The 19,574-nt window shown below is 52.0% G+C and carries 26 protein-coding genes and 1 pseudogene; 20 read left to right on the top strand and 7 right to left on the bottom strand.

Annotation, left to right across the window (positions count from 1 at the left end; translation table 11 throughout):
• The first annotated feature begins 228 nt into the window (after positions 1-228).
• Positions 229-2,130, top strand: a complete 1,902-nt coding sequence (locus NNO02_RS10680; protein WP_271454788.1) for a protelomerase family protein — start codon at positions 229-231, stop codon at positions 2,128-2,130.
• Positions 2,131-2,402: 272 nt separating this feature from the next.
• Here NNO02_RS10680 and NNO02_RS10675 read toward each other — a convergent pair whose 3' ends face one another.
• The 7 genes and pseudogenes from NNO02_RS10675 to NNO02_RS10645 all read right to left on the bottom strand — a co-directional run bounded on the left by NNO02_RS10675 (position 2,403) and on the right by NNO02_RS10645 (position 9,532).
• A complete protein-coding gene (locus NNO02_RS10675) occupies positions 2,403-3,584 on the bottom strand; it encodes an RNA-guided endonuclease InsQ/TnpB family protein (protein WP_271454787.1) in 1,182 nt (393 codons plus the stop codon).
• Complete coding sequence (locus tag NNO02_RS10670) at positions 3,584-3,811, bottom strand: hypothetical protein (protein WP_271454791.1); 228 nt, start codon at positions 3,809-3,811, stop codon at positions 3,584-3,586. Before NNO02_RS10670 ends, NNO02_RS10675 begins: the two co-directional genes overlap by 1 nt.
• Complete coding sequence (locus NNO02_RS10665; protein WP_081365492.1) at positions 3,808-3,972, bottom strand: host cell division inhibitor Icd-like protein; 165 nt, start codon at positions 3,970-3,972, stop codon at positions 3,808-3,810. The genes NNO02_RS10670 and NNO02_RS10665 overlap by 4 nt, the downstream gene beginning before the upstream one ends.
• A gap of 73 nt (positions 3,973-4,045) precedes the next feature.
• Positions 4,046-4,108 (bottom strand): annotated as a pseudogene (locus tag NNO02_RS10660) (host cell division inhibitor Icd-like protein); the annotation flags it as partial.
• Positions 4,109-4,258: 150 nt separating this feature from the next.
• Positions 4,259-4,585, bottom strand: coding sequence for a hypothetical protein (locus NNO02_RS10655; RefSeq protein ID WP_271454786.1), 327 nt, complete (start codon positions 4,583-4,585; stop codon positions 4,259-4,261).
• 10 nt (positions 4,586-4,595) lie between these two features.
• On the bottom strand, positions 4,596-8,585 hold the full coding sequence (locus tag NNO02_RS10650; RefSeq protein ID WP_271454785.1) for a plasmid replication protein, CyRepA1 family: 3,990 nt from the start codon (positions 8,583-8,585) through the stop codon (positions 4,596-4,598).
• A 317-nt stretch (positions 8,586-8,902) separates the two neighbouring features.
• Positions 8,903-9,532 (bottom strand): XRE family transcriptional regulator, encoded by a 630-nt coding sequence (locus NNO02_RS10645; protein ID WP_271454784.1) that lies wholly within the window; start codon positions 9,530-9,532, stop codon positions 8,903-8,905.
• Positions 9,533-9,647: 115 nt separating this feature from the next.
• On the opposite strand from NNO02_RS10645, the gene NNO02_RS10640 reads away from it, so the two are divergent.
• The 19 genes from NNO02_RS10640 (at position 9,648) to NNO02_RS10550 (ending at position 19,572) form a co-directional block, all read left to right on the top strand.
• Positions 9,648-9,836 carry a Cro/CI family transcriptional regulator gene (locus NNO02_RS10640; protein ID WP_271454783.1) on the top strand — a complete coding sequence of 63 codons (189 nt, stop codon included), beginning with the start codon at positions 9,648-9,650 and terminating at the stop codon, positions 9,834-9,836.
• A gap of 69 nt (positions 9,837-9,905) precedes the next feature.
• The gene (locus NNO02_RS10635) at positions 9,906-10,481 is read left to right on the top strand and encodes a hypothetical protein (protein WP_271454782.1); all 576 of its coding nucleotides are present in this window, start codon (positions 9,906-9,908) and stop codon (positions 10,479-10,481) included.
• Entirely contained in the window at positions 10,471-11,136 is a 666-nt protein-coding gene (locus NNO02_RS10630) for a bacteriophage antitermination protein Q (RefSeq protein ID WP_271454781.1), read from the top strand. The genes NNO02_RS10635 and NNO02_RS10630 overlap by 11 nt, the downstream gene beginning before the upstream one ends.
• Positions 11,093-11,395 carry a hypothetical protein gene (locus NNO02_RS10625; RefSeq protein ID WP_071698531.1) on the top strand — a complete coding sequence of 101 codons (303 nt, stop codon included), beginning with the start codon at positions 11,093-11,095 and terminating at the stop codon, positions 11,393-11,395. Before NNO02_RS10630 ends, NNO02_RS10625 begins: the two co-directional genes overlap by 44 nt.
• A 39-nt stretch (positions 11,396-11,434) precedes the next feature.
• Positions 11,435-11,653, top strand: a complete 219-nt coding sequence (locus NNO02_RS10620) for a hypothetical protein (RefSeq protein WP_271454780.1) — start codon at positions 11,435-11,437, stop codon at positions 11,651-11,653.
• 1 nt (position 11,654) lies between these two features.
• A complete protein-coding gene (rdgC, locus tag NNO02_RS10615; RefSeq protein WP_271454779.1) occupies positions 11,655-12,593 on the top strand; it encodes a recombination-associated protein RdgC in 939 nt (312 codons plus the stop codon).
• Positions 12,594-12,795: 202 nt separating this feature from the next.
• Positions 12,796-13,722: an exonuclease domain-containing protein gene (locus tag NNO02_RS10610; RefSeq protein WP_271454778.1), complete on the top strand. Its 927-nt coding sequence runs from the start codon at positions 12,796-12,798 to the stop codon at positions 13,720-13,722.
• A gap of 13 nt (positions 13,723-13,735) precedes the next feature.
• Entirely contained in the window at positions 13,736-13,966 is a 231-nt protein-coding gene (locus NNO02_RS10605) for a hypothetical protein (protein WP_271454777.1), read from the top strand.
• Positions 13,963-14,481 (top strand): ead/Ea22-like family protein, encoded by a 519-nt coding sequence (locus NNO02_RS10600; RefSeq protein WP_271454776.1) that lies wholly within the window; start codon positions 13,963-13,965, stop codon positions 14,479-14,481. Before NNO02_RS10605 ends, NNO02_RS10600 begins: the two co-directional genes overlap by 4 nt.
• On the top strand, positions 14,478-15,014 hold the full coding sequence (locus NNO02_RS10595; protein WP_271454775.1) for a DUF262 domain-containing protein: 537 nt from the start codon (positions 14,478-14,480) through the stop codon (positions 15,012-15,014). Before NNO02_RS10600 ends, NNO02_RS10595 begins: the two co-directional genes overlap by 4 nt.
• Entirely contained in the window at positions 15,011-15,517 is a 507-nt protein-coding gene (locus NNO02_RS10590; protein WP_271454774.1) for a hypothetical protein, read from the top strand. The genes NNO02_RS10595 and NNO02_RS10590 overlap by 4 nt, the downstream gene beginning before the upstream one ends.
• Entirely contained in the window at positions 15,518-15,859 is a 342-nt protein-coding gene (locus tag NNO02_RS10585) for a hypothetical protein (protein WP_271454773.1), read from the top strand.
• The gene (locus tag NNO02_RS10580) at positions 15,856-16,092 is read left to right on the top strand and encodes a hypothetical protein (protein ID WP_143188258.1); all 237 of its coding nucleotides are present in this window, start codon (positions 15,856-15,858) and stop codon (positions 16,090-16,092) included. The genes NNO02_RS10585 and NNO02_RS10580 overlap by 4 nt, the downstream gene beginning before the upstream one ends.
• Positions 16,083-16,709, top strand: a complete 627-nt coding sequence (locus tag NNO02_RS10575; RefSeq protein WP_271454772.1) for a DNA N-6-adenine-methyltransferase — start codon at positions 16,083-16,085, stop codon at positions 16,707-16,709. Before NNO02_RS10580 ends, NNO02_RS10575 begins: the two co-directional genes overlap by 10 nt.
• 84 nt (positions 16,710-16,793) lie before the next feature.
• Positions 16,794-17,030 (top strand): DinI-like family protein, encoded by a 237-nt coding sequence (locus tag NNO02_RS10570; RefSeq protein ID WP_271454771.1) that lies wholly within the window; start codon positions 16,794-16,796, stop codon positions 17,028-17,030.
• A gap of 27 nt (positions 17,031-17,057) precedes the next feature.
• A complete protein-coding gene (locus tag NNO02_RS10565) occupies positions 17,058-17,333 on the top strand; it encodes a hypothetical protein (RefSeq protein ID WP_271454770.1) in 276 nt (91 codons plus the stop codon).
• A gap of 319 nt (positions 17,334-17,652) precedes the next feature.
• Positions 17,653-18,714 (top strand): DNA-methyltransferase, encoded by a 1,062-nt coding sequence (locus NNO02_RS10560; RefSeq protein WP_271454769.1) that lies wholly within the window; start codon positions 17,653-17,655, stop codon positions 18,712-18,714.
• 58 nt (positions 18,715-18,772) lie between these two features.
• Positions 18,773-19,084, top strand: a complete 312-nt coding sequence (locus NNO02_RS10555) for a hypothetical protein (RefSeq protein ID WP_271454768.1) — start codon at positions 18,773-18,775, stop codon at positions 19,082-19,084.
• Entirely contained in the window at positions 19,081-19,572 is a 492-nt protein-coding gene (locus NNO02_RS10550; protein ID WP_071698519.1) for a hypothetical protein, read from the top strand. The genes NNO02_RS10555 and NNO02_RS10550 overlap by 4 nt, the downstream gene beginning before the upstream one ends.
• The last annotated feature ends 2 nt before the right edge of the window (positions 19,573-19,574 follow it).

The raw sequence follows: 19,574 nt of genomic DNA, 5'->3' as shown, positions 1-19,574 counted from the left end.
CATATACTGTTACGCTAATCATCACACGTTATTAAATATACGCGCGTATATTTAATAACGTGTGATGATTAGCGTAACAGTATATGTAAATGATGTTACGATAAATTAATTAACGGTTACGATAACTATTTACATGCAATTTAAATTATGTTACGATGATTTTCAGGTTGATTTTTGGCCTATTGAGTGTAGTGTTTGCGTATAATGTTACGATAATGAGGGGGTCACATGGCGAAGCTAGGCGATGGCGGAATTGGTAAAATCATCTCTGATTTGGTGGCGGATGTAGACGCTATAGAAGCGGCCGATATCCCACAGGGAGATAAAACACGAAAATACAAGGCTGCGGCTACGCGTGTTAAAAATGCGCTGTTTTTAGATAAACGTAAGTTTCGTGGAAACGGTCTGAAAAAACGGATTACAGCCAATACCTATAACGCGTATATGACCCGTATTCGCAAACAGTTCGACGACCGTTTGCATCACCACTTCGCCAGCAGCCTTGATAAATTGGCGGCTAAATACCCCGCCTACAGTGCTGAATTACAGTCGTGGCAATCTATGCCAGCGGCAGGTATTCGTCAGGCATACGGCAACCTACAGAGCCAGCTGAAGGAAATTATGCCGCTGGCGGAAGTGCTTTCGGGTATGAAGTTCGGACCGGCTGCGGAGAAAAAATTGACGCGCTTGGCAAAAAAATACCCTGCCTGGAACATCTATCTTAACGCGTTGGCCAGCCAGGACTGGAAGCCGGTCGAAACCGAAATGCATACCGCGTTCCAGCAGGGTACCCGCTTACTGGATGATTTGAACGGCCTGAAAATCAACCATGAAATCCTGTATCACCTGCAGTTGAGTCCGGCAGAACGCTCATCGATACAGCAGCGATGGGGCGAAGTGCTGAGCGAGAAAAAGCGCTCAACGGTACTCCTGGACTACCCCAAATACATGCAGGCTGTGACCGAGCAAATCTACAAAGCGTTCGAACCCTCGCTTATCACGCAGCGTAAGGATATGGCGCCGCTGGCGTTTGCGCTGGCAGCAGTATCCGGGCGCCGGTTGATTGAGGTGATGGTGCAGGGGGAATTTGAGGTTGCCGGCAAATATGAGGTCATTTTCTACGGGCAGGCCAAAAAACGAACCGGAGAAGATAAGGGGCGTAAAATTTATGTTCTGTGCGACCCTGCATTGTTCGTTCAGCGTGTTAATGAGCTGAGAAGCTGCCCAGCAGCGGCTGATTTTGACGAAATCAGATCCCTGCTAAACGATGACAGTTACCGGGCTGCAAATGTGCGTATCGCATCAATTCTTGGTAATACATTTAACCAGCACGCAAAACTGTTCTTCGGTGACGACCGCCGAACATTCAAAGACACGCGTGCGATTTATGCTCGTATCACCTATGAAGCCTTTTTCCGCTATGACCCTCGCTGGAAGAACGTCGACGAGGACGTGTTTTTCTCTGAAATTCTGGGGCATGACGACGAAAATACGCAGCTGCACTACAAGCAGTTCAAGCTCCATAATTTCTCACGCAGCTGGCGCCCGGAAACGGGGATTGAAAATCAGCGCCTGGCTGCTCTTCAGGCGCTCGATGATCAAATGCCCAGCTTCGCCAGAGGCGATGCTGGTGTCCGTATTCACGAAACAACAAAACGGCTGGTGGAAGAGTCGGCAGATGTTGTAATCAATACCAAGATACTGCGTGACGCTGGTTTCAACCCGACCCTGGTTCGCCGGTATTTGGATTTCGTTGCTGATGCACTGGCCATGGGGGGATCTGTTCACAACACAGAAGCACCATCTATCGTCATACCCTCTGACGAGCTGGATGATGAGGATGACCTTACTGGCGATAGCGATGCCGATAGAGAGGAAACCAGTGGCGATACCCAGGCGCTGGAAGGTGAAGATAAAGGGCGAGAAGATGATGTAACCGCCGAGGCCGAAGATGAAAAATCAGTACCAGTAGACACTCGTCCACGCTTCTCTGCGCCCGTTCGTAGTGACGACGGCAGCTGGACGATCCGTTTCGAATATAAGGGTCAGCGATACGCCTGGAGTGGCGAAGCGGATAGCATCAGCAGTGCAATGAGAGCAGCATGGTTTGCGTATTTCCCAGAAAATTAATCCACATAACCGGGACCACGGTCCCGGTTTTACAACCGATCTATCCCGACCGTAGGGGCGAACCCACCGCGCGCCAGGTGGAGATCGTTGAAATCGCGACCTATCCCCGCCCGTAGGGGCGAACCTCTAACGGCATCTGGCTGAATTATATGGAGAAAACTGACACCAACATTTCTACCGGATGTTTTGCGGAAATTTCCTCGTTCATCCACGGCGCACTGGCTATGTCCGGAGGCGTTAATTCGGGAGGGCCGCTCCCTATCTATTCTTTATTATGCTGCCCGTGCAGCGATATTTATGGCCGCGTTAATATCGCGGTGATGTTCCGTACCGCATGCCTGACACTGCCACCGGCGATCTGCCAGCGTCAGTTCTATGTTGATCTCGCCGCAGTTGCTACAGCGCTTACTGGATGGCTCCCAGCGCCCAACTTTCAGCAACGCAACGCCTCGCCTGGCGCATTTGTACTCCAGCTGTCGGAAAAACTCCCCTAGGCTGGCGCTGGCCAGCGATCTGTTCAGTCCACGCTTACGGCTGGCGCCGTTCGGCAGAAATGTACCAGGCTTTTCCAGGTCCGGTTTCGACGCTGGTTTCGTCATCATGCCCCGCACATTCAGATCCTCAACCGCCAGTGCTTGGTTTTCGCAGGTCAGGCGATGAGTAAGTTTGTGCAGGAAATCACGACGAACGGCGTTGATACGCTCGTGCAGCTGCGCCACGCGGCGCTTCTGCTTCAGCCGGTTTGTACTTCCCTTCTGTTTACGTGACAGCTTACGCTGCGCGCGGCGCAGCCGTTTCATCTGCCGTTTGTATTCCGCTGGCGCGTGGATAATATAGCCAGTCGACAGGGCGGCGAACTGGTGCGTGAATCCCTCTGTTTTACAACCGACGTCAATACCCAGCGGCGTCAGACCGGCTTCCGGTTGCGCCGGCAGATCGTGACCGTCATCAATCAGCACGGTGGCGTAATATTTCCCAGTGGGGGTCTGACGAACGGTCGCGCGTTTGATGCGCCCTTCCCACGCCCTGGCACCCCGGCAGCGAACCCAGCCAGCCTTTGGAAGTTTAATCTGCCGTAGCTCCAGCTTGATACTGGTCGCTGCGGTGGCGGTGTATGTTGCATCGCCTCGGTGTTTCGATTTAAAGCGGGGAAAGCCGGGCGTTTCACCGTTCTTTACCCGCCTGAAGAAATTTTTATACGCACCATCCAGATCTGTGCAGGCTTGTTTCAATGCCTGGCTGTCTGCCTCTGCAAGCCATGGATATTCAGTTTTCAGCGTAGTCAGGCGATTCATCAGGTCATATGCGGACGGGCGTGGCGTACCCGTCTCGTACAATGCCTGGCAATATGCCAGCGCTTCGTTGTAAACCCACCGGCAGCAGCCGAACGTCCGCGCAAAGAAGTCACGCTGCGCGGCGTTCGGATACAGGCGGACACGGATGGCATAAAGCATCAGCGGCGCGCCCGTGGGATCAGGCTTTCCCACTCGTTACGGTAGCGCTCTGCATCTGCTGACAGGTTTTTGATGGTGATTAGCAGCTGTGCCGCTTCATCGAGATACACCGAACCGCCGGTGCTGCTGATTGTGTGGTGAGCCACACTGGCCAGCGCGTTGATTTGCGCCAGCGCTGACTCCAGCGACTCAGCCAAGCCGAACTCATTCATCTGCAACTGGTTCATGCGATACCCCCTGCAGCTGGCAGACGGGCCTGAAAGAACAGCACAAATTTTCCGGACAACTGGCGGCGGGCGGCGCGTTCGCTGTCGGCTATAGTCGACAGATAATGGATATGGTTTTTGCGGTCGGTACGGCAGATAGCAGCAAATTTGAATTTGTACATAGCATGGCCTCCATTGGGTTATGGAGCTGCCACCAGAGTTGCGAATCTCTATAGGGGTGGCAGCCCAGGCGGGGTTCGCAATACCGGTCCCAACGGATACCGGCCAGCCCGAGGGCTGCCCCGCCTGGACCACCATAATTCGGGTGTGCGCAGGCAAATGACACAAAAAAACACGCTAGCGCGTGTGTGTCGCCGTTGAGGTTTTCAGGATTGCGAGGCCCGGCTGCAGATTTTGCTGCAGCACGGTTACGTTAACCCGACGGCGCACATCACGTCAATAGGGAAATCAGCCCCACTGACCATCAGCAAATAAGGCGTTGTACTCCGACAGCGGGAGACGATTCCCCTCAATGGCGATATTCAGATCGTATCGCGTTCCTGGGTTCTCTTTATCAGCATCGGACCACCGTTCAGCAGCTGCTGCAGCAAGACATTCAACCGCTTTCGGGTAGTCCTCAGTTCGGAACCAGCCAAAGTTAATCCCGCCATCAGTCACAGCCCAGGCAACCTTTTTTTCTTCCTCCTGAATGGCCCGTATACGGTCGTTGATCTCATCACGGAAGGACTTCAGCTGCTCATAGTCCAGTGAGTTCAAAAAATCAGTAGTCGACATAGATATCTCCTTAAACCGCCTGCAGGCGCTTCAGTTCGTTGTATTGGCCATCTGACAGTTGGCCTATATTGTCAGCCATAAACAGCCCGGCAACCGTCGCCTGTATCAACCGTGGCGGCATAGTCGCCAGTTGTGCCAGTTCTTCCGGCGTCAGTGCGGTTCTCAGCCATGCAAATGGTACCGGCATGGCGGAAATAGCCTCTTCAATCGTCGTCAGCGTTGCCTCAATAAATGCCGTCTCAGCAGATCCAACTTGAGATCTTAAAGCTATAGTTGATCGGCAATCGAGATCCGCTTCTTCCGGCGCACCCACATCCAGTGTCATGTGGACAAACGACAGTGACGCCTCGGCGCGACGCGCTAGGATTCCGTGAATAAACGCCCAGGACTCTGGGACGATTGACCACACGTAGCCAAGGCCCTGTGAACGCGGTAGGCGGCGTTTCTGGGTTGAGTAACCGAATGCTTCGCATACTTGTTTGAAAACCGTCTCCGGGCGTTTCTGGCGACCTTTAGGGTTGATATAGCCGCCGAACCGGAGAACGTTGTTGAAACGGTCCGCGGTGGTTGGGTCCATCAGTTTAGCCATAGCTTCCGCCATGCCTTCCTGGCTGGCTTCGCCGGCGCCGGTATCTGGGTCAATACCGCAGGTGGAGAAATACTCCCTGGCGGCCTTACGGTGCAGCGATGCGTACGTACGCTGGGTGACTTCCATCACCGGGCGGCTTTGCACTGTGTAGCCGGTTATTCCTGGCTGCATGCGGTCGAACTGCGCATCAGCGGCTTCGCGGTTTAGTGCGGTGATCGTGACGAATTCATTGCGCGGCCCTTTGCGGAACTGGTAGGTAAACGTGAACGCCTGCTGCTCGCGGTCAATGCGCGCGGCGGTCATTTCGTCCATCGTCATCAACTCGGCCAGCGTGAGTTTCTTCTTCCCGCCATCAAGCAGGAATTTAAGCGACTCCGGACTGACGTCCAGCATCAGTTCTTTTTCGATATCCCAGCGCGCCAGCTGCGCCTGCTCATCCTCTGACAGAGAGCGCTTGCCCAGCAGTTCGTCGCGCTGATCTTCATCCGGGGTTTCAACTTCCATATGGCGCAGAACGGTCATATCCCAGACCCGCTCTTTCGATGCCTTACGCAGTTCTTTGCCGGTTTCGCTGGCCAGCGAGTCTTCAGCCAGATGGCTGACGTTATAGCCATCAGCGTAGAGAATGCAGATCAGGTTGTTGGCGAAATCGTTTCTGGCCTGGGCTTCCATCGCCGCTACTTTAAATTTCATGCGGACGTAGGTTGTGTCCGCCAGTCCGAGCGACAGACGATCGCCATCCAGAATGGCGTCGGTAAATTCTTCGTTTATCTCGGCGGTTTCCAGCAGCGCCTGCAGGAAGCCGCGGCGGATGTTTTCGGCGTTCTCTTCGCGTACGCCAGGCAGCTTGTTCAGGCCGACCATAAATTCGGTGGCTGTCCTGTCGCGGCGCAGCATCTGAATAGCGTCGGACGGAACTACCTGGCCGCAGAAGCAGCCGAAGTGGCGGGTGAAATGCTTCTCTTCGATCGAGACGCCAGAACTGATAGCCGGGCTATAAATCAGGCCATCGTAGAGTTTCGCGCGCTGGTTCGGCGCGTCGGTAAATGCTACAACTTCCTGATCTGGCTTTGTGTCCTGGCTGACATACAGCCATTTCTTTTCTGGCCAGCGGTCGCGCAGCTGCAGCAGCAACTGTTCGGCAAAATTGGTTGAGTCGGTGGCCAGCAGGAATTTTTCGCCAGCGGCCACGGCTTTCAATACTTCAACCATGATGCGGTCGGTATCGGTGTAAAGAACGCGGCGCGCTTCGCGCGTTCCGTCGATTTTTTTGTACTTCACATCAACCGGCAGCTCGATGACGTGGATCTGTGTCCAGGTCGACAGGCCTGTTTGTTCGCGTTTGGCCAGCGCCAGTTCGCAGAGGTCTACCAGGATGTCGCTGGCGTCTGCATCAACCAGCAGCGCGTGGTCATCGCTGTACGCAATGGAGTCGATCAGGCGGTTGAATACATCAACCGGGTGCGCCATCGCTTTACCGGAAAGCGTGGCGCGCAGGCCCTGGGTAGCTTCATCCAGGCCAAAGAAATCATGCTTGCGCATCAGCGGCTGCCAGCAGCCTTTCACGATTGAATTAATGCAGATCGTCAGCTTGCTGGCGTATGGCGCCAGTTCCTGATAGCCAGGGTCCTGATAGTGCAGGATATCGCAATTCATGCGGCGGCCATCGTCGGCACGCGTCATCATGTCCCAGAGGCCACCGATCAGAGAAACGCGGTGCGCAACAGAAACGCCGCGCTGCGCGCTGTGCATCATAGGGCGCAGCAGGTGCTTGGATTTGCCAGACCCCATGCCAGCGCGGACGATTACCGGGCCGTTCAGCGCCTTGATGTAATCCAGCACTTCCTTGGTCATGTGGGGTGTTTCAAACCGCTTATAGGTGATGTGGTCGGGGCGTATTGCCGGGTTCGTTACGCGCTCGCTGAATGAGCGGAACGCCTGGGCCTTGTCACATTTCTGTTTGAAGGCACGTTTCACTCGGTTATACACGGTACCGTGCAGCGCTTTGTCGGCGCCGAGCTGGTCCAGCTTCATTTTAATCAGCGAGATCAGCTCCTGCGGGGATAACTTGGACGGGCATTGCATCATGCCGGCATCAATGCAGCGGACCAGCTGGCGCGAGAACGCGCGGCGATCGGAAACCGGCGCAACGGCCAGGGACAACATTTCAGCATCAAAGGAGTTGCCTGGCAGCTGCAGGCGGTTCTGTTTTGAAAACAGCTGGCGGTTGGTTTCGGTGGCGCCGCGCGCCAGGTGGAGATCGTTAAAGTCGCTTAATTCAGTTTCGCTGCTGTCGAAAATCGGGAATGTGCAGCGGACCTGCGGGAATTTCTTCATCACGTCGATACCGACTCTTAACCCGGTATTGCCCTTTCCATTACGGGCCGACTTCTGGTCGTTGTCCAGTGCGCACCAGATTTCCATGCCTGGGTACAGGCTGACCAGCTGATCAACAACCTTGATAACGTTATTCGCTGAAACAGCGACGACAACAGCGTCAAAGCGTTTTTTCGCAACAGCGAACACGCTGGCGCCCGTCGCGAAGCCTTCAACTACGCAGACCCTGGTTGCGCCGCGCAGCTGGCCGATGATGTGACACGACCCGGAGAAGTCGCCGGAGTCCACAGCACGCGTCTGCAGCTTGTCGCTTCTCTCGGTGATTCGCTGCCAGCCAACAATAGGCCCAACGCGAGATTCTCTATCTTCCCGACGGTCATCGATATGAGACAACGGGATCGCCATAACAGTTTGTTTTTTAACCGCTTTAGAATTGGGACCATGGTCCCAATGGGTTACGCGTCTGACGTTGCAGTATGAGAAAATGGAGCTAATCCCTTTCTTCACTGCATATGGCCATGAACCATCTTCTGCCGGTGCGTTGGCGAATGCGGCGGAGAACTGCAGGTATTCGTTCAGGTCAGCGTCGCGTCGCTGCGACTCCATAAACACAGAGATAGCCTGCTGGCGCTCACGTTCCTGGCGGCGTGCCTCAGCACGTTTACGCTGTTCCAGCTCGCGCGCAGACAGTGGGACCACGGTCCCACCGTTCTGTTCTTTGTACCGACGGTATTCAGAGATAAGGAACTGGAAGCCACTCCAGGAGCCAGCGTCAGAACCTTTACATACGAAGTTAACAAACGGGTACTTGATGCCTTCCTGCGAACACTCCATGCGGGAGTAGATCTCAACCTTGCCTTTCAGCTTTGGCTCAGTAACAGCAGGGCCATGGTGGGCATACTTTGTGAATTTTTCGGCGGCACCGCGCGAAGAAGAAAGCTGAATATCGGCAGCGCATTTGTGCCAGTCAATACCAGCAGCGCTCGCAAGATCACTCAGTTCATTTGATGCCGCGTCAAGCAGCGAAAACGGGTCAGAGTTAAATTTGTGTTGAAAAAAGTCCGTTAATTTCATTATTTCACCCAAAAAATAACGCTGCGCAGTTGCGCAGTGCAGGTGAAACGAACTACAATCAACTCACAGTTGTGTCTTTGATCAGCTTTGTTCTTAAAGTGAACGCCAATCACTGACTGAGTTGAATCTAGACCTGTTTCACCCGAAAAGCCCTGGACGCCACATCCGGGGCTTTTTATTTGTCTGAATCCAGAGGTGGTTAAAAAGTGCTCAATCCGCACGCTACCTCTGGGGCAAGTACATCCTGGTCAGTTGCTATCACGCCACATAATAGCCTCTGACAAGTGTGTTTGACAAACCTTGGTTACTAAATTTTCCTATCTGGCTTTAACTGCTATAGATTTAGCCACGCAGATAACTGGATGCATCAAAATAATTTCGTCAAGATCGATTATCACACGCTGGGATCTGTCGTTCGGCGCGTCGAGAAACACTTTGCCATCACGCTTCGAAGCTAACATCTTAATAAACGGGTCATTACCTGATTTTGTGACAACGACCACATCTTCACCGGTCACCGGCTCGCGGTTTGGGTCTGCGATCAGCACTTCACCGATATGATACGGCGCTGCGACGTCGTTATCGACCATCAGGCCATACAGGGCCGCATCCTGAACATTGATATCAACGTACTCCCGGCAGTTCTGCGCCAGGCCGCTATTAATCATTTCCAGGTTGGGGCCTGTTGCGGTTGAACCGATAACAGGGACTCCACGAAACACATCACCGCCGGCACCAGTCAAGATCCACTCAACAGGACGTCCAAGCTCGCGCGCCAGCTTGATAGCCAGATCTAACGCGGGCATAGCATCACTATTTTCCAGGTGTGAAAGTCCTGCCCCGGTAATACCGACGCGTTCAGCTACGGCTCTCACCGAGAACTTTGATTTATTTCGCTTCTTCAGCTCTTCACGGCGAGCCTTCAGCCAATCACCACGTTTTTCCATAGAGAGATATTAAATCAAATCTGTATAGCTAGCTATACACGGCTAAAGGGAATATTAGTGTAAATTTTGACAAGTGTACTAGACAAAAGTTGTATAGCTTGGTTAGTATAATTTCATGAAAACGAAAGAAGCCATAGCCGCCTGCGGCGGCATAAACAAACTCTGCGAACTGCTCGGCTGTACTCGCGTTGCGATCTACAAATGGGGAGAGGAAGTCCCCGCGCTTCGACAGTACGAGCTGGAGATTAAAACAAATGGCCTACTCAAATCTGACTACACACTGCATAAAGAAAAGGATGCCTAACCTATGGGACAGAATAAACGTCCATCGCGAGACACAATGTCATCAGTGGTTATACGGGCAACTTTACGTATGCTCGATGAAACCGGCGGCAGTGTCGCACAATTCTCTACAACGCGCTTGATTCCTGCTCTGGAAGTTCAGGGGCTTGTTGATATGGGATCTGAAGGAATCAGCGTGCCTGATTACATGCGCTGGCGCAGCCGCTGCATTAAGCGCGCTCAGCGCGTTCTGACCGGTAATACACCAATGCCGGCTGATTGGGTATTAACGTGGATGTCATGCCTGCCTGAAGAGTACCGTAACAAGTGCTCACAAAAGCTGGCCGCGATGCAGGGCCTGCAATGGGTCCGCATGCCTAAATACAACCGTGTCCGTGTTGATTCAGTCGACGCTGAAATTGACGAGATCACTGTGAAATTCGGTGCCGTTCTTGCCAACTCAGAGCCAGCCCAGGACGGTGTATACGATGGCAGTGATGACCAGCACGCCCTGAAGCAGCTGCAGAACAGACTGTATGAATTGTCGTCATACCTCCATCGGGAAATCCTGAATATAGAAATGGCCACCGGCATTAAACCGGACCACATCGAACTTGGTGTGCTGAGTCCGTTGGGCTATCAAGCTGGGGGCAAATATGCAGTTTAATTTTATTCGCAACGAACTGACTGCCGCGCTGCTGTCGTTCTCAAAATCACACCGCAATCAGATAGTTGCGATGGCAGAACGCGCGCCTCTTCAGAGTCGTTTTACTGCAAAACCACAGCGTGAAATTGATATCGATAACGATACGGTCATTGTGATTGATGCCGAGCCGATCAGCTACAGAGAAGGCAAGCGCTACCATACGAGCATGATCCCGGTATCCCCAGCCATTTTCAGACAGGTTTCCTGGCGTAGCGCATTACTGAAAATGCCTGAGCCGTATAGATCCTGGTTGAACTACTGCTACGGTGATTCAATTTCATTCGAATATCAAACAATACTGACCACACATATCTGGCATTCCCTGCTGATTAACCTGGCTGAAAGCAAATCGCCAAAAATGAACGGCAAGACTGAAATCAATTTAAAAGCACTTGCCTGGCTGGCTCTACAGGAATCAAAAAATTTCATTAACCGCGGCGAGCTTAAATACAGCCAAAAAGAATTGAGCCAGCTATGTGGTGTGGAATATGACTTATGGCGGAAGAATTATAAAAACCGCTGGGATGTCATGTTGGCCTGCGGTGTTCAAATAGATCGGGAGGCGTTAATACATGTCGACCAATTACGGAAGAAGCATATCAGCAACAGGCGGTGAAATTCCTTCCTGCCTTTGCAAACAAGTAATGCATCACCACGCAGTAAAACCGAAATTAGTTAGATCTGAGCTACGCAATGAATATTTGATGTTTTGTCCATCTTGCGGATTCAGAACACATCCTGACTGGTGTCGAAATGCCGTTATTGCTGAGTGGTGTGGCGCGAATAAACCAGGTGATCAGCATATTCAGGAACTTTGGTTAAAGCGCTATACAGAGCAACAAAATGAAAGTCTTGCAAAAAAGATGAATATTTAACTCATTGGGACCATGGTCCCAAAATCGGATGAGGTAATTATGGCAGATAACCTGTTCGGGACGGATCGCACCTACCGCGACTCTGGTGATTTTACACAACGCTACTTCTATTTATTGCGTGGTTGCGTTCCCCCGCCAGCTAAAAGGCAGGCAGAACTCCGCGTGCAGCCAGTAGCAAAGGCAGAACCAAAGAGCCAACGTCAGCACGCCATGGATAAGGCCAGGGCTAATGCTAATCGTCGTTATAAAGGAAAATAAGATGAAAAACTTCCGTTGCGTATTCCCCTATATCAGCAAAACAGCAGTACCCGAAAACATCAACGAGCTGCTTGTCGAACGTGCGTTTGATGGCCTGTCGGATTGTGAACGTGAGGGGAAAGGTTGGGCCAGAATTGGCGATGAGCGCATGCTTACAGTTGATGGTAAGTACCTCTTCCGCTATTTAGCTAGCAAGCGCCGTCCTGACCAACTGGCGGTTCAGCGTCTGGTTAACGAACGTATCGATGAAGTAGCCGACGACGGTCGGGAGATTACGCCGGAACTGCAGGAAGAGATGCGCTTCCAGGCTGAGAACGATGTGATGAAGTACTCCCCAATCAGCAGCACCGCGATCTATATCCTTATGTGGCCAGCTCGTCGTCTTCTGCTGGTTTCTGGCGGAACGGCATCAAAGTGTGAGGACGCATTGTCATTTTTGCGTAAAACGCTGGGTAACCTGCATGCGATGCCATGGGGTAATTCACATTTTACTTCCACAGCAGTCACTAAGAATATGACTGAGGGAAATAGTATCTATAAGCTGCCACCTATGCTGGCTATTTCGCCGTATGGGAAAACGTTATTCACTGGTGAAGACACCTCTTTAAAAATCACGCTTGATGGCGTATCGAATGATACTGACGATGCACGAAATATTCTTTCCGGAATGACGGCCCGTTCAGTTGAGATGTCCCTTTATAAACGCCCTGATAATGGGCAAATTGAAAACTTAGCGAATTTCAATCTTGTCATGCCGCCAAATGGCAACGTCCATTTAAAATCGTTCGATTACGACGATGATATGGAACGTGATGACTTATCGCAGGCATTGATTGCTGAAATGCACCTTGTGACTAACTACACACATCAAATTCTGTCCGGGCTGGAAGAGTTTATCGGAGAGGATCTGGAAGAAAATAGCCTCACCCCACAGGAATAAATATGGCATTGGATCTGTTTATGCAAGGGCCAATGACAGAACAGGAAGCTACGGAGCTGGTAAATAAGTACAAAGCATCAGGACGCCGGGTATCAATAACGGCGTCGTTTCAGCCAGGTCTTAAATATGTTCAGGTTTATCTGCCAGTAAGCAGATTTCGCCCCAGACAATCAGCGACATATCAACAAAGAATATGGAAATAATGATGGATAATGCACATAAGACTATTTTACAGCTGTTAATGGCTACATGGCTTAAAAGTGATTTTCGTATTATTGATACGGAAACAACCGGACTGGCAGATAATCATGAGATTATCGAAATCTCGATCATCAATATGCGTGGCGATGTGCTGCTTGATACCCTTGTTAAGCCGACCCGCCCTATCCCCGCAGCTGCGACCGCTATCAACAACATCACCAACGAAATGGTTGCTGATGCCCCATCCTGGCAGGAAGTTTATCCGGCGGTAGTCGCTGCGATTGGCGGCCATAAGTGGCTTGCCTGGAACTCAAAATTTGATGCCCGGTTGATTACTCAGACCTGCCTGATTACTGGCCTTTATAACGATCTGGCACCGGCGGCCATGCTGGAAATGTACAGCAGCATCCATTCCGGCCATATCGACGCGAAAGAGACTTACAGCCAGTGGTACGGCGCGCTTTCTATGAAGGATAGAAACTTTGTTCGGCAACCACTGGCGATGGCCGTTGTTCAGCAGGGTATTGCTGTCAGCGCTGAAGCCCATCGTTCGCTAGCCGACTGCCAGCGTGTTCTCCGTGTTCTGGAGAGCGTATGCAACGATCCTCATCTTCCAGACAACGGTGCAGACCTTTACCGTGCAGATGATTCAGGACTAGCCCCCTGCCCGTTCTGCTACGGGCCGCCGTCTGTGTTTGTTCACCATCTGCATGGCCTCCAGTACAAGCCGCTGTGGAACCCAGCCAATTACAGCGAGGACGGTCTGTATGCCGGCGCCGTTGTTTTCTGTCATGAGTGCGGCGCACATGGCGAAGAGGCAACCGATGTTGTTTTTGATGATAGCGACGTCGAGCAGCTGGAGAACGCCGCCAAAAAGAACTGGAACACGCGCGATAAGCGTCATCAGGACCTTTATGAATCCGAATAAGCGGGGTTAAGTCATGAAGCTGAAAATGAATACGCCGGATGGTTCCGTGATTGTCGAAAGCAACCTGGTATCTCAGTTCTATCCTGATTTCGACAGCGGTGGCGAGCTAACAACAATCGAAACTGTTTCGCCTGAGGGGAAAACTTTCTCAGTGAAAGTTAAGCACTCGTTTCATCAGGTCACTAATGCGCTGGCGACCGCATGGTGTGTAGATGAGAAGAAAGCCGAAGGAGCAGCCCAATGAACGATATCACCATGCTGTTACAACGGATGAAATCAGCCGCAAGTTTAGCGACTCAAGGCGAATGGAGTTATGCGCGCTCCGGGTTCAACTCAATTGTTCAGGTGTCAGTTTCCTTGCTAAGAGGCGGACCGGCCCGCGCAGTTCTATGCAAATTATTCCGCTCAGAGTGGAGAAGCGAGCTGAACACGGCACATGATGCCGCATTCATTGCGCTGGCCAACCCGGCTAATGTCATGACGCTTGTAGGCGCGCTGGAAGCCAGGGATAAGCTGATCGTCGACAGCGAAAGCAGAGTTCGCCAGCAGAATCGCCATGTCTGCGAGCTATTCGATGAGAACGCAGTATTACGTCAGCGCATCGCCGAACTGGAGTCAAAGCTGGCTAACCCAGTGTTGCTGCCAAAAACAAACGGTTACTGGACTGAACAAGAAAAGGCCTATGAAGAGGCGATCACGCTCGCTAAGCGGCAGATTCGCCTTGCTGGATTCCAGGTTATCGAAGGAGAGCAACAGTGACGAACAGAATCCGCGACGCCGAGGTTTTCCGCGCGCGAGCTGGTGAATATCCCATTGATATGTATATCGACTGGATTCGTCGTGGCGCACTCAATTTTGATGCCGATTACCAGCGTGAATATGTATGGGGGGAGGAAGAGCAGCAAACCTTCTTGCGTGTGCTTATCTCTGGCTTCCCGCTGGGTAACGTGGCGCTGGCTAAAGCCCCAGATTGGGATTATATCGACGGTCCATACATCGAAGTTGTTGATGGAAAGCAGCGCCTGACAACGCTGAAAAAGTTCATCAACAACGAGATACCTATCGTGCTTGGCGGGCAGAGTGTCTACTGGTTTGAGTTCACCCGCGCCGAACAGCTGTCATTCGGTCGTCCAACACTCACCGCGATCATTCTCGACGAAGCTACGCCACAACACCGGCTTGAATATTTTATCGCAGTGAACTTTACCGGCGTTCCGCAGAGCGATGAGCACCGCCAGAAAGTTCTGAACATGGGACGTTTGAAATCAACGGTGGGGAGATTGATTAAATGACCAATAACCAGTTAACAGACAAACGCGCGCGCCTCCGCAAAGCCGCTCAAGACTATCAAACAGCATTATCTTGGTATCAAGAAAACCTCGATAACCCAAACGCGGAACAGGATTGCGATGAGGCTGCAGCGGCATTTAAGCGAGAGATAGCCTATCGAGAAATGGACATTATTGCTGACCTGCTGAATGAGATAGGCGAGCTTCAGGAACACCGCAAAGCCGCAGCGGAGCCAGTGCGCTATCTGAATAAGTTTTCTGGTGCTTGTGTGACGTTAGAACAGCAGCCAAATGCAGCTGATGACATAGCCGTGTATATGCCTCTCTACGCCTCCTCGCAGCCACTGACAGACGCAGGAGAGCACTTCCAGCGCGGGTACGACGAAGGGCATTCTCGTGGCCTGACGTGCGGAAAGCTGTATAAGGGTGACGACCAGATGAGGCAGCACCGCGCCGAGTGTGTGAAGGTGTACCGGGCTGAAATTAACGGCGGGGAGATTGATTAAATGGACAATAACCAGTTAATAGACCCTCAAGCACCAGTAACCGATAAAGAGCTTGATGCGCTCATTTGGGGGCTTGAGCGTGAAGGTTTTCTCAAGCGTACGCTGGCTGCATTGGTAGAGCTACGCGAGCGCCGGAAAAGTGACGCCGAATGCCGTTCAGCTGATAGCCTTCACGATCAGCTTTCTCGCCTGGCAACACATTCTGCAGAAGAAAGCGCCCAGATGGCAGAATGGGATCGCCCTGCTCCGAAAAGCGCTCTTCGCCAGCAGGCTGAGAAAATTGCCGATGATGTGCAGGAACTAATTAAGCGTTTACCCGACGCAGATCAGGGGGGCGCATGATAGACCGGAATGTCGTATTGATAAACACATTGACGCGCCGAACAATGGCGAGCGTCACTGCCGGCGGTGATGGTTTCATTTCTACCGGTACGTTGTCGTTTGATGTTGGCCTGAATACCAGGACTATTCGTCGCATGCTCGATAGCGCAGTAGAGTCGGGCGAAGCTGAGCGCCGTTCTAACGGGCCAGGCAAGCCATACAGCTATCGCATTCGGGAGGCGGCATGCTCTTAGATCATCGCAGCCACACCGCCGCTGAGCATCGAGATACCTGGAGAACTGACCCGCGCATAGCCGCGGGCCTTTTTGAGCTATTGCGCCCTTGCCATGTTGATGCGTGCGCCAGCGCTGAAAATCATCTTCTGCCGGAGTTTTTTACCCGCGAAGATAATTGCCTGCAGCTGGACTGGCTGGCTGAAACAAAACGTCGCGGCGTACTGCCGGCGCTTTATGCCAACCCGCCATTTTCGAAAGAGGACAGCCGAGCGGCCACCCCGCACAATGGCATGGGAAATTTCTTCCGTAAGGCGCGCGTAGAGGCTGAGCAGGGTGTTTATTCTCAATGGCTTTTCCGTGCACGTCCAGGGGAAAACTGGTTCCCCTGGCAGCTGGCCAGCCGCATCTGGTTTATCGTCGGGCGTGTGGGCTTTGTTGATTCCTCAACAGGTCGAATCGATAACGAGCAGACAGAGAATCATTGTGTAGCCGAATTTATCCCTGGAGAGCATCCGATTCTTGCGGCTGGGCTACCGATAAACCGTGATGACATTCTGGCCGCAGGCATGACTGCAATCAGTTCTGGAAAATATGGATTGATAACAATCCGATACAAACAACTATCGATGAGATAAATATTTTCAAAATCAGCTTGGAAGATCCTCTTTCACTATTTACACTGTATAAATAAACAGTATTATCAAGGAAAGGGGATCATCGTGAGAGTAGAAATTCTTATTGATCAAGAAGCTAAGATTTCGGAAAAGGTTATGGCTGCTCTGTCTGAGCAGGTGAAGCTACGCCTCTCCCCCCAGTTCGAGAAATTCACTTTGCGCATAGCAAAGAGCAGCAGCTCTGCGGTGCAGATCACCGGCACAAAATCACCAGATGAACACAGTGCAGCTATGGGAATCTTACAGAGTGTCTGGGAAGACGATAGTTGGTTGCCAGAGTAGGCAACCCGGTTGCAGGAGGTTGAATTGATGAAAGATGACACATGCAGTTCTGATTTACTCGCGCTAAAGCTACAGCAACTTAACTCGCTGATTCAGATTGTTCTTCGGACGCTGGACAGTAATGAAGGCAGCATTTATTTGAATGAGGCCATCAACTTGATGGGTGCCGCTGGAGAGATGACTCAGGACTGTGAGGCTATACGTAAACGGATTGATGTAGAGCTGTACCAGCAGAGCAGCAAGTACTATGACCTGTATGGCCCCAGCCATCAGTCAGCAGGGAATCAGAACGTATCGATGTGATCTATTCCCCAGCCGATCGGTGGCGGATAGGCTGGGTTTTCCAGACGTGTTGTGGCGACGCGGATAATTTGGGACCACGGTCCCAATCTGGAGCTTGCAAAAACTTCACAAAAAAATTAAACTTTTTCTAAGTTGGGTTTTTTGTAACCAGCTTATTCTAACCGCCTCCATGGCGGTTTTTTTGTGCCTTGAAAATGGGCGCTGCGGCATGTGTGACCATGCCACAGCTTTCAGCCCATGCCGCGGGACAGGGTGAAACAAGGCCCATTGCTGATGCGCAACAGCAAAACGAGCCTATCAAAAAAGGCTAATAAAAACCATGGAAAACACTGTAAATATAAACAGTGCAATTCTCGTGCGTGCTGATACCCTGGCATACATAAAAACTCTCCCAGATAACAGCATCGACGCCATCATCACCGACCCGCCCTACTACAAAGTAAAGGCGGCATCGTGGGATAACCAGTGGCCGACCGCTGTTGATTATCTGGCATGGCTCGATGAGTGTTTCGCGGAGTTCTGGCGGGTGCTGAAGCCTGCTGGCTCTCTGTATGTATTCTGCGGCCCTAAGCTGTCATCTGATACAGAGCTGCTGATACGCGAGCGGTTCAACGTGCTGAACCATATCATCTGGGCGAAGCCGAGCGGTCGATGGAACGGCTGTCGGAAAGAAGATTTGCGATCGTACTTCCCGGCGACTGAGCACATTGTGTTTGCTGAACACTATGGCTCTGAGGGATTCGCAAAAGGTAATGCCGGGTATGCGACGAAGTGCCGGGAACTGAAAAGCCAGGTCTTTGCGCCATTGATTGAATATTTCCGAACTGCCCGACAGAGGCTGGGGATTTCGGCAGCGGAGATCAACGCGGCGACGGGTACCAAAATGTGCAGCCACTGGTTTAGTTCAAGCCAATGGCAACTGCCCAGCGAAAAACAATACCAGGCTCTTCAGGCGTTGTTTAACCGGGTAGCGAAAGAGAAGCAAACCACTGGCTTACTGTCCGACCACGCCGCGCTGCAAGCGGAATACAACGAATTATCGGAGCAGTATTCAGAACTGGTTAAGCAGTACAGCGATTTGCGTGAGCAGTACGAAAACCTGCGGCGCCCATTCCGGGTAACAAAGGACGTACCGCATACGAACGTCTGGACGTACCCACCAGTTCAGCATTATCCCGGTAAACATCCATGTGAAAAGCCGATAGAAATGATGATCGATATCATTTCGGCCAGTACTCGCCCTGGCGACCTGGTAGCCGACTTCTTCATGGGTTCGGGGGCAACGGTCAAAGCAGCTATGCAGTTGGGCCGGCGTGCAATTGGCGTTGAGCTGGAAGAGGAGCGCTTCTTACAGACTGTCTCAGAAATTACAGAACTATAACCACAGCCCCGCATTGCGGGGCTTTTTATTGCCTGCGCTGCAGGTTTCGGGTTGCGTCATGAACACAGCTATCGAATACGGGAATCCTGATTTATGGCTGGTTTTGCTCATGCTCGCAGCAGGAGCAATATCCAGCGCCCTGCTCTCTGCCGACCCCATCAATTTAAAGCGCCTTGTAGGTGATGTCCTTCGGGGTGTTCTGGTAGCCATCATCCTCTGGTCTTACGGCGTGATCGGCGAAATCTCAATTCTAAAAATTATCACTTTGGCCGGACTCGCGTCGGTGGCCTGGCCGCATACGGTCAACGAGGTCACGCGGTTTGCGAAGCGGACTATCAGCCGTTTATTCGGCGGGAGAAAACAACGATGAATTACGGACTGATTAGCAAACAGGATGCGGTTCGTTACGCCACGGTTATCTGTGACGTGATAGGACACGGTAAAAATAACGCCGCGGTTTCGCTGTGTGTCGAAACGGCAGCAGCAGAAACGCTGCTCGGTGACTTTAAAGATCCGACACCAACGAGCGCCGGTACCGGATTGACCCAGGTCGATATCGGTACGTTTGAATGGTTGCGCGATAAGTACCGGAACAGCCGCTATGCGGCCCCTCTTCTTTCCACGTTTGGCATCGACCTGAGCCGAACGGTTTACCAGGAGCTTCGCACATCACCACTGATGGCGATGCTGTTTTGTCGTTTGCGCTACCTGGCGGTACCGGAATCCATTCCCGGCACGCGTGAGGCCCGTGCTGATTACTGGAAAAAATACTACAACACCGTCGCCGGCAAAGGTACGCCAGCTGACTATCTCGATAAATGTCGCCGCGCTGATGTTGATGCGTTGCTTGGCCAGTGAAT

Source organism: Citrobacter sp. Awk 2 (genome assembly GCF_028069815.1).
Taxonomy (GTDB): Bacteria; Pseudomonadota; Gammaproteobacteria; order Enterobacterales; family Enterobacteriaceae; genus Citrobacter.
This window is presented reverse-complemented; position numbering and strand designations above follow the sequence as displayed.

Excerpts from the sequence above, each read along its gene's own strand:
- NNO02_RS10675 (WP_271454787.1), bottom strand. The coding sequence starts at position 3,584 with ATGCTTTATGCCATCCGTGTCCGCCTGTATCCGAACGCCGCGCAGCGT.
- NNO02_RS10640 (WP_271454783.1), top strand. The coding sequence starts at position 9,648 with ATGAAAACGAAAGAAGCCATAGCCGCCTGCGGCGGCATAAACAAACTC.
- NNO02_RS10630 (WP_271454781.1), top strand. The coding sequence starts at position 10,471 with ATGCAGTTTAATTTTATTCGCAACGAACTGACTGCCGCGCTGCTGTCG.
- NNO02_RS10655 (WP_271454786.1), bottom strand. The coding sequence starts at position 4,585 with ATGTCGACTACTGATTTTTTGAACTCACTGGACTATGAGCAGCTGAAG.
- NNO02_RS10565 (WP_271454770.1), top strand. The coding sequence starts at position 17,058 with ATGAAAGATGACACATGCAGTTCTGATTTACTCGCGCTAAAGCTACAG.
- NNO02_RS10555 (WP_271454768.1), top strand. The coding sequence starts at position 18,773 with ATGAACACAGCTATCGAATACGGGAATCCTGATTTATGGCTGGTTTTG.
- NNO02_RS10550 (WP_071698519.1), top strand. The coding sequence starts at position 19,081 with ATGAATTACGGACTGATTAGCAAACAGGATGCGGTTCGTTACGCCACG.
- NNO02_RS10610 (WP_271454778.1), top strand. The coding sequence starts at position 12,796 with ATGATGGATAATGCACATAAGACTATTTTACAGCTGTTAATGGCTACA.
- NNO02_RS10665 (WP_081365492.1), bottom strand. The coding sequence starts at position 3,972 with ATGTACAAATTCAAATTTGCTGCTATCTGCCGTACCGACCGCAAAAAC.
- NNO02_RS10645 (WP_271454784.1), bottom strand. The coding sequence starts at position 9,532 with ATGGAAAAACGTGGTGATTGGCTGAAGGCTCGCCGTGAAGAGCTGAAG.
- NNO02_RS10680 (WP_271454788.1), top strand. The coding sequence starts at position 229 with ATGGCGAAGCTAGGCGATGGCGGAATTGGTAAAATCATCTCTGATTTG.
- NNO02_RS10670 (WP_271454791.1), bottom strand. The coding sequence starts at position 3,811 with ATGAACCAGTTGCAGATGAATGAGTTCGGCTTGGCTGAGTCGCTGGAG.
- NNO02_RS10600 (WP_271454776.1), top strand. The coding sequence starts at position 13,963 with ATGAACGATATCACCATGCTGTTACAACGGATGAAATCAGCCGCAAGT.
- NNO02_RS10585 (WP_271454773.1), top strand. The coding sequence starts at position 15,518 with ATGGACAATAACCAGTTAATAGACCCTCAAGCACCAGTAACCGATAAA.
- NNO02_RS10590 (WP_271454774.1), top strand. The coding sequence starts at position 15,011 with ATGACCAATAACCAGTTAACAGACAAACGCGCGCGCCTCCGCAAAGCC.
- NNO02_RS10650 (WP_271454785.1), bottom strand. The coding sequence starts at position 8,585 with ATGAAATTAACGGACTTTTTTCAACACAAATTTAACTCTGACCCGTTT.
- NNO02_RS10575 (WP_271454772.1), top strand. The coding sequence starts at position 16,083 with ATGCTCTTAGATCATCGCAGCCACACCGCCGCTGAGCATCGAGATACC.
- NNO02_RS10620 (WP_271454780.1), top strand. The coding sequence starts at position 11,435 with ATGGCAGATAACCTGTTCGGGACGGATCGCACCTACCGCGACTCTGGT.
- NNO02_RS10605 (WP_271454777.1), top strand. The coding sequence starts at position 13,736 with ATGAAGCTGAAAATGAATACGCCGGATGGTTCCGTGATTGTCGAAAGC.
- NNO02_RS10580 (WP_143188258.1), top strand. The coding sequence starts at position 15,856 with ATGATAGACCGGAATGTCGTATTGATAAACACATTGACGCGCCGAACA.
- NNO02_RS10635 (WP_271454782.1), top strand. The coding sequence starts at position 9,906 with ATGCTCGATGAAACCGGCGGCAGTGTCGCACAATTCTCTACAACGCGC.
- NNO02_RS10625 (WP_071698531.1), top strand. The coding sequence starts at position 11,093 with ATGTCGACCAATTACGGAAGAAGCATATCAGCAACAGGCGGTGAAATT.
- NNO02_RS10560 (WP_271454769.1), top strand. The coding sequence starts at position 17,653 with ATGGAAAACACTGTAAATATAAACAGTGCAATTCTCGTGCGTGCTGAT.
- rdgC (WP_271454779.1), top strand. The coding sequence starts at position 11,655 with ATGAAAAACTTCCGTTGCGTATTCCCCTATATCAGCAAAACAGCAGTA.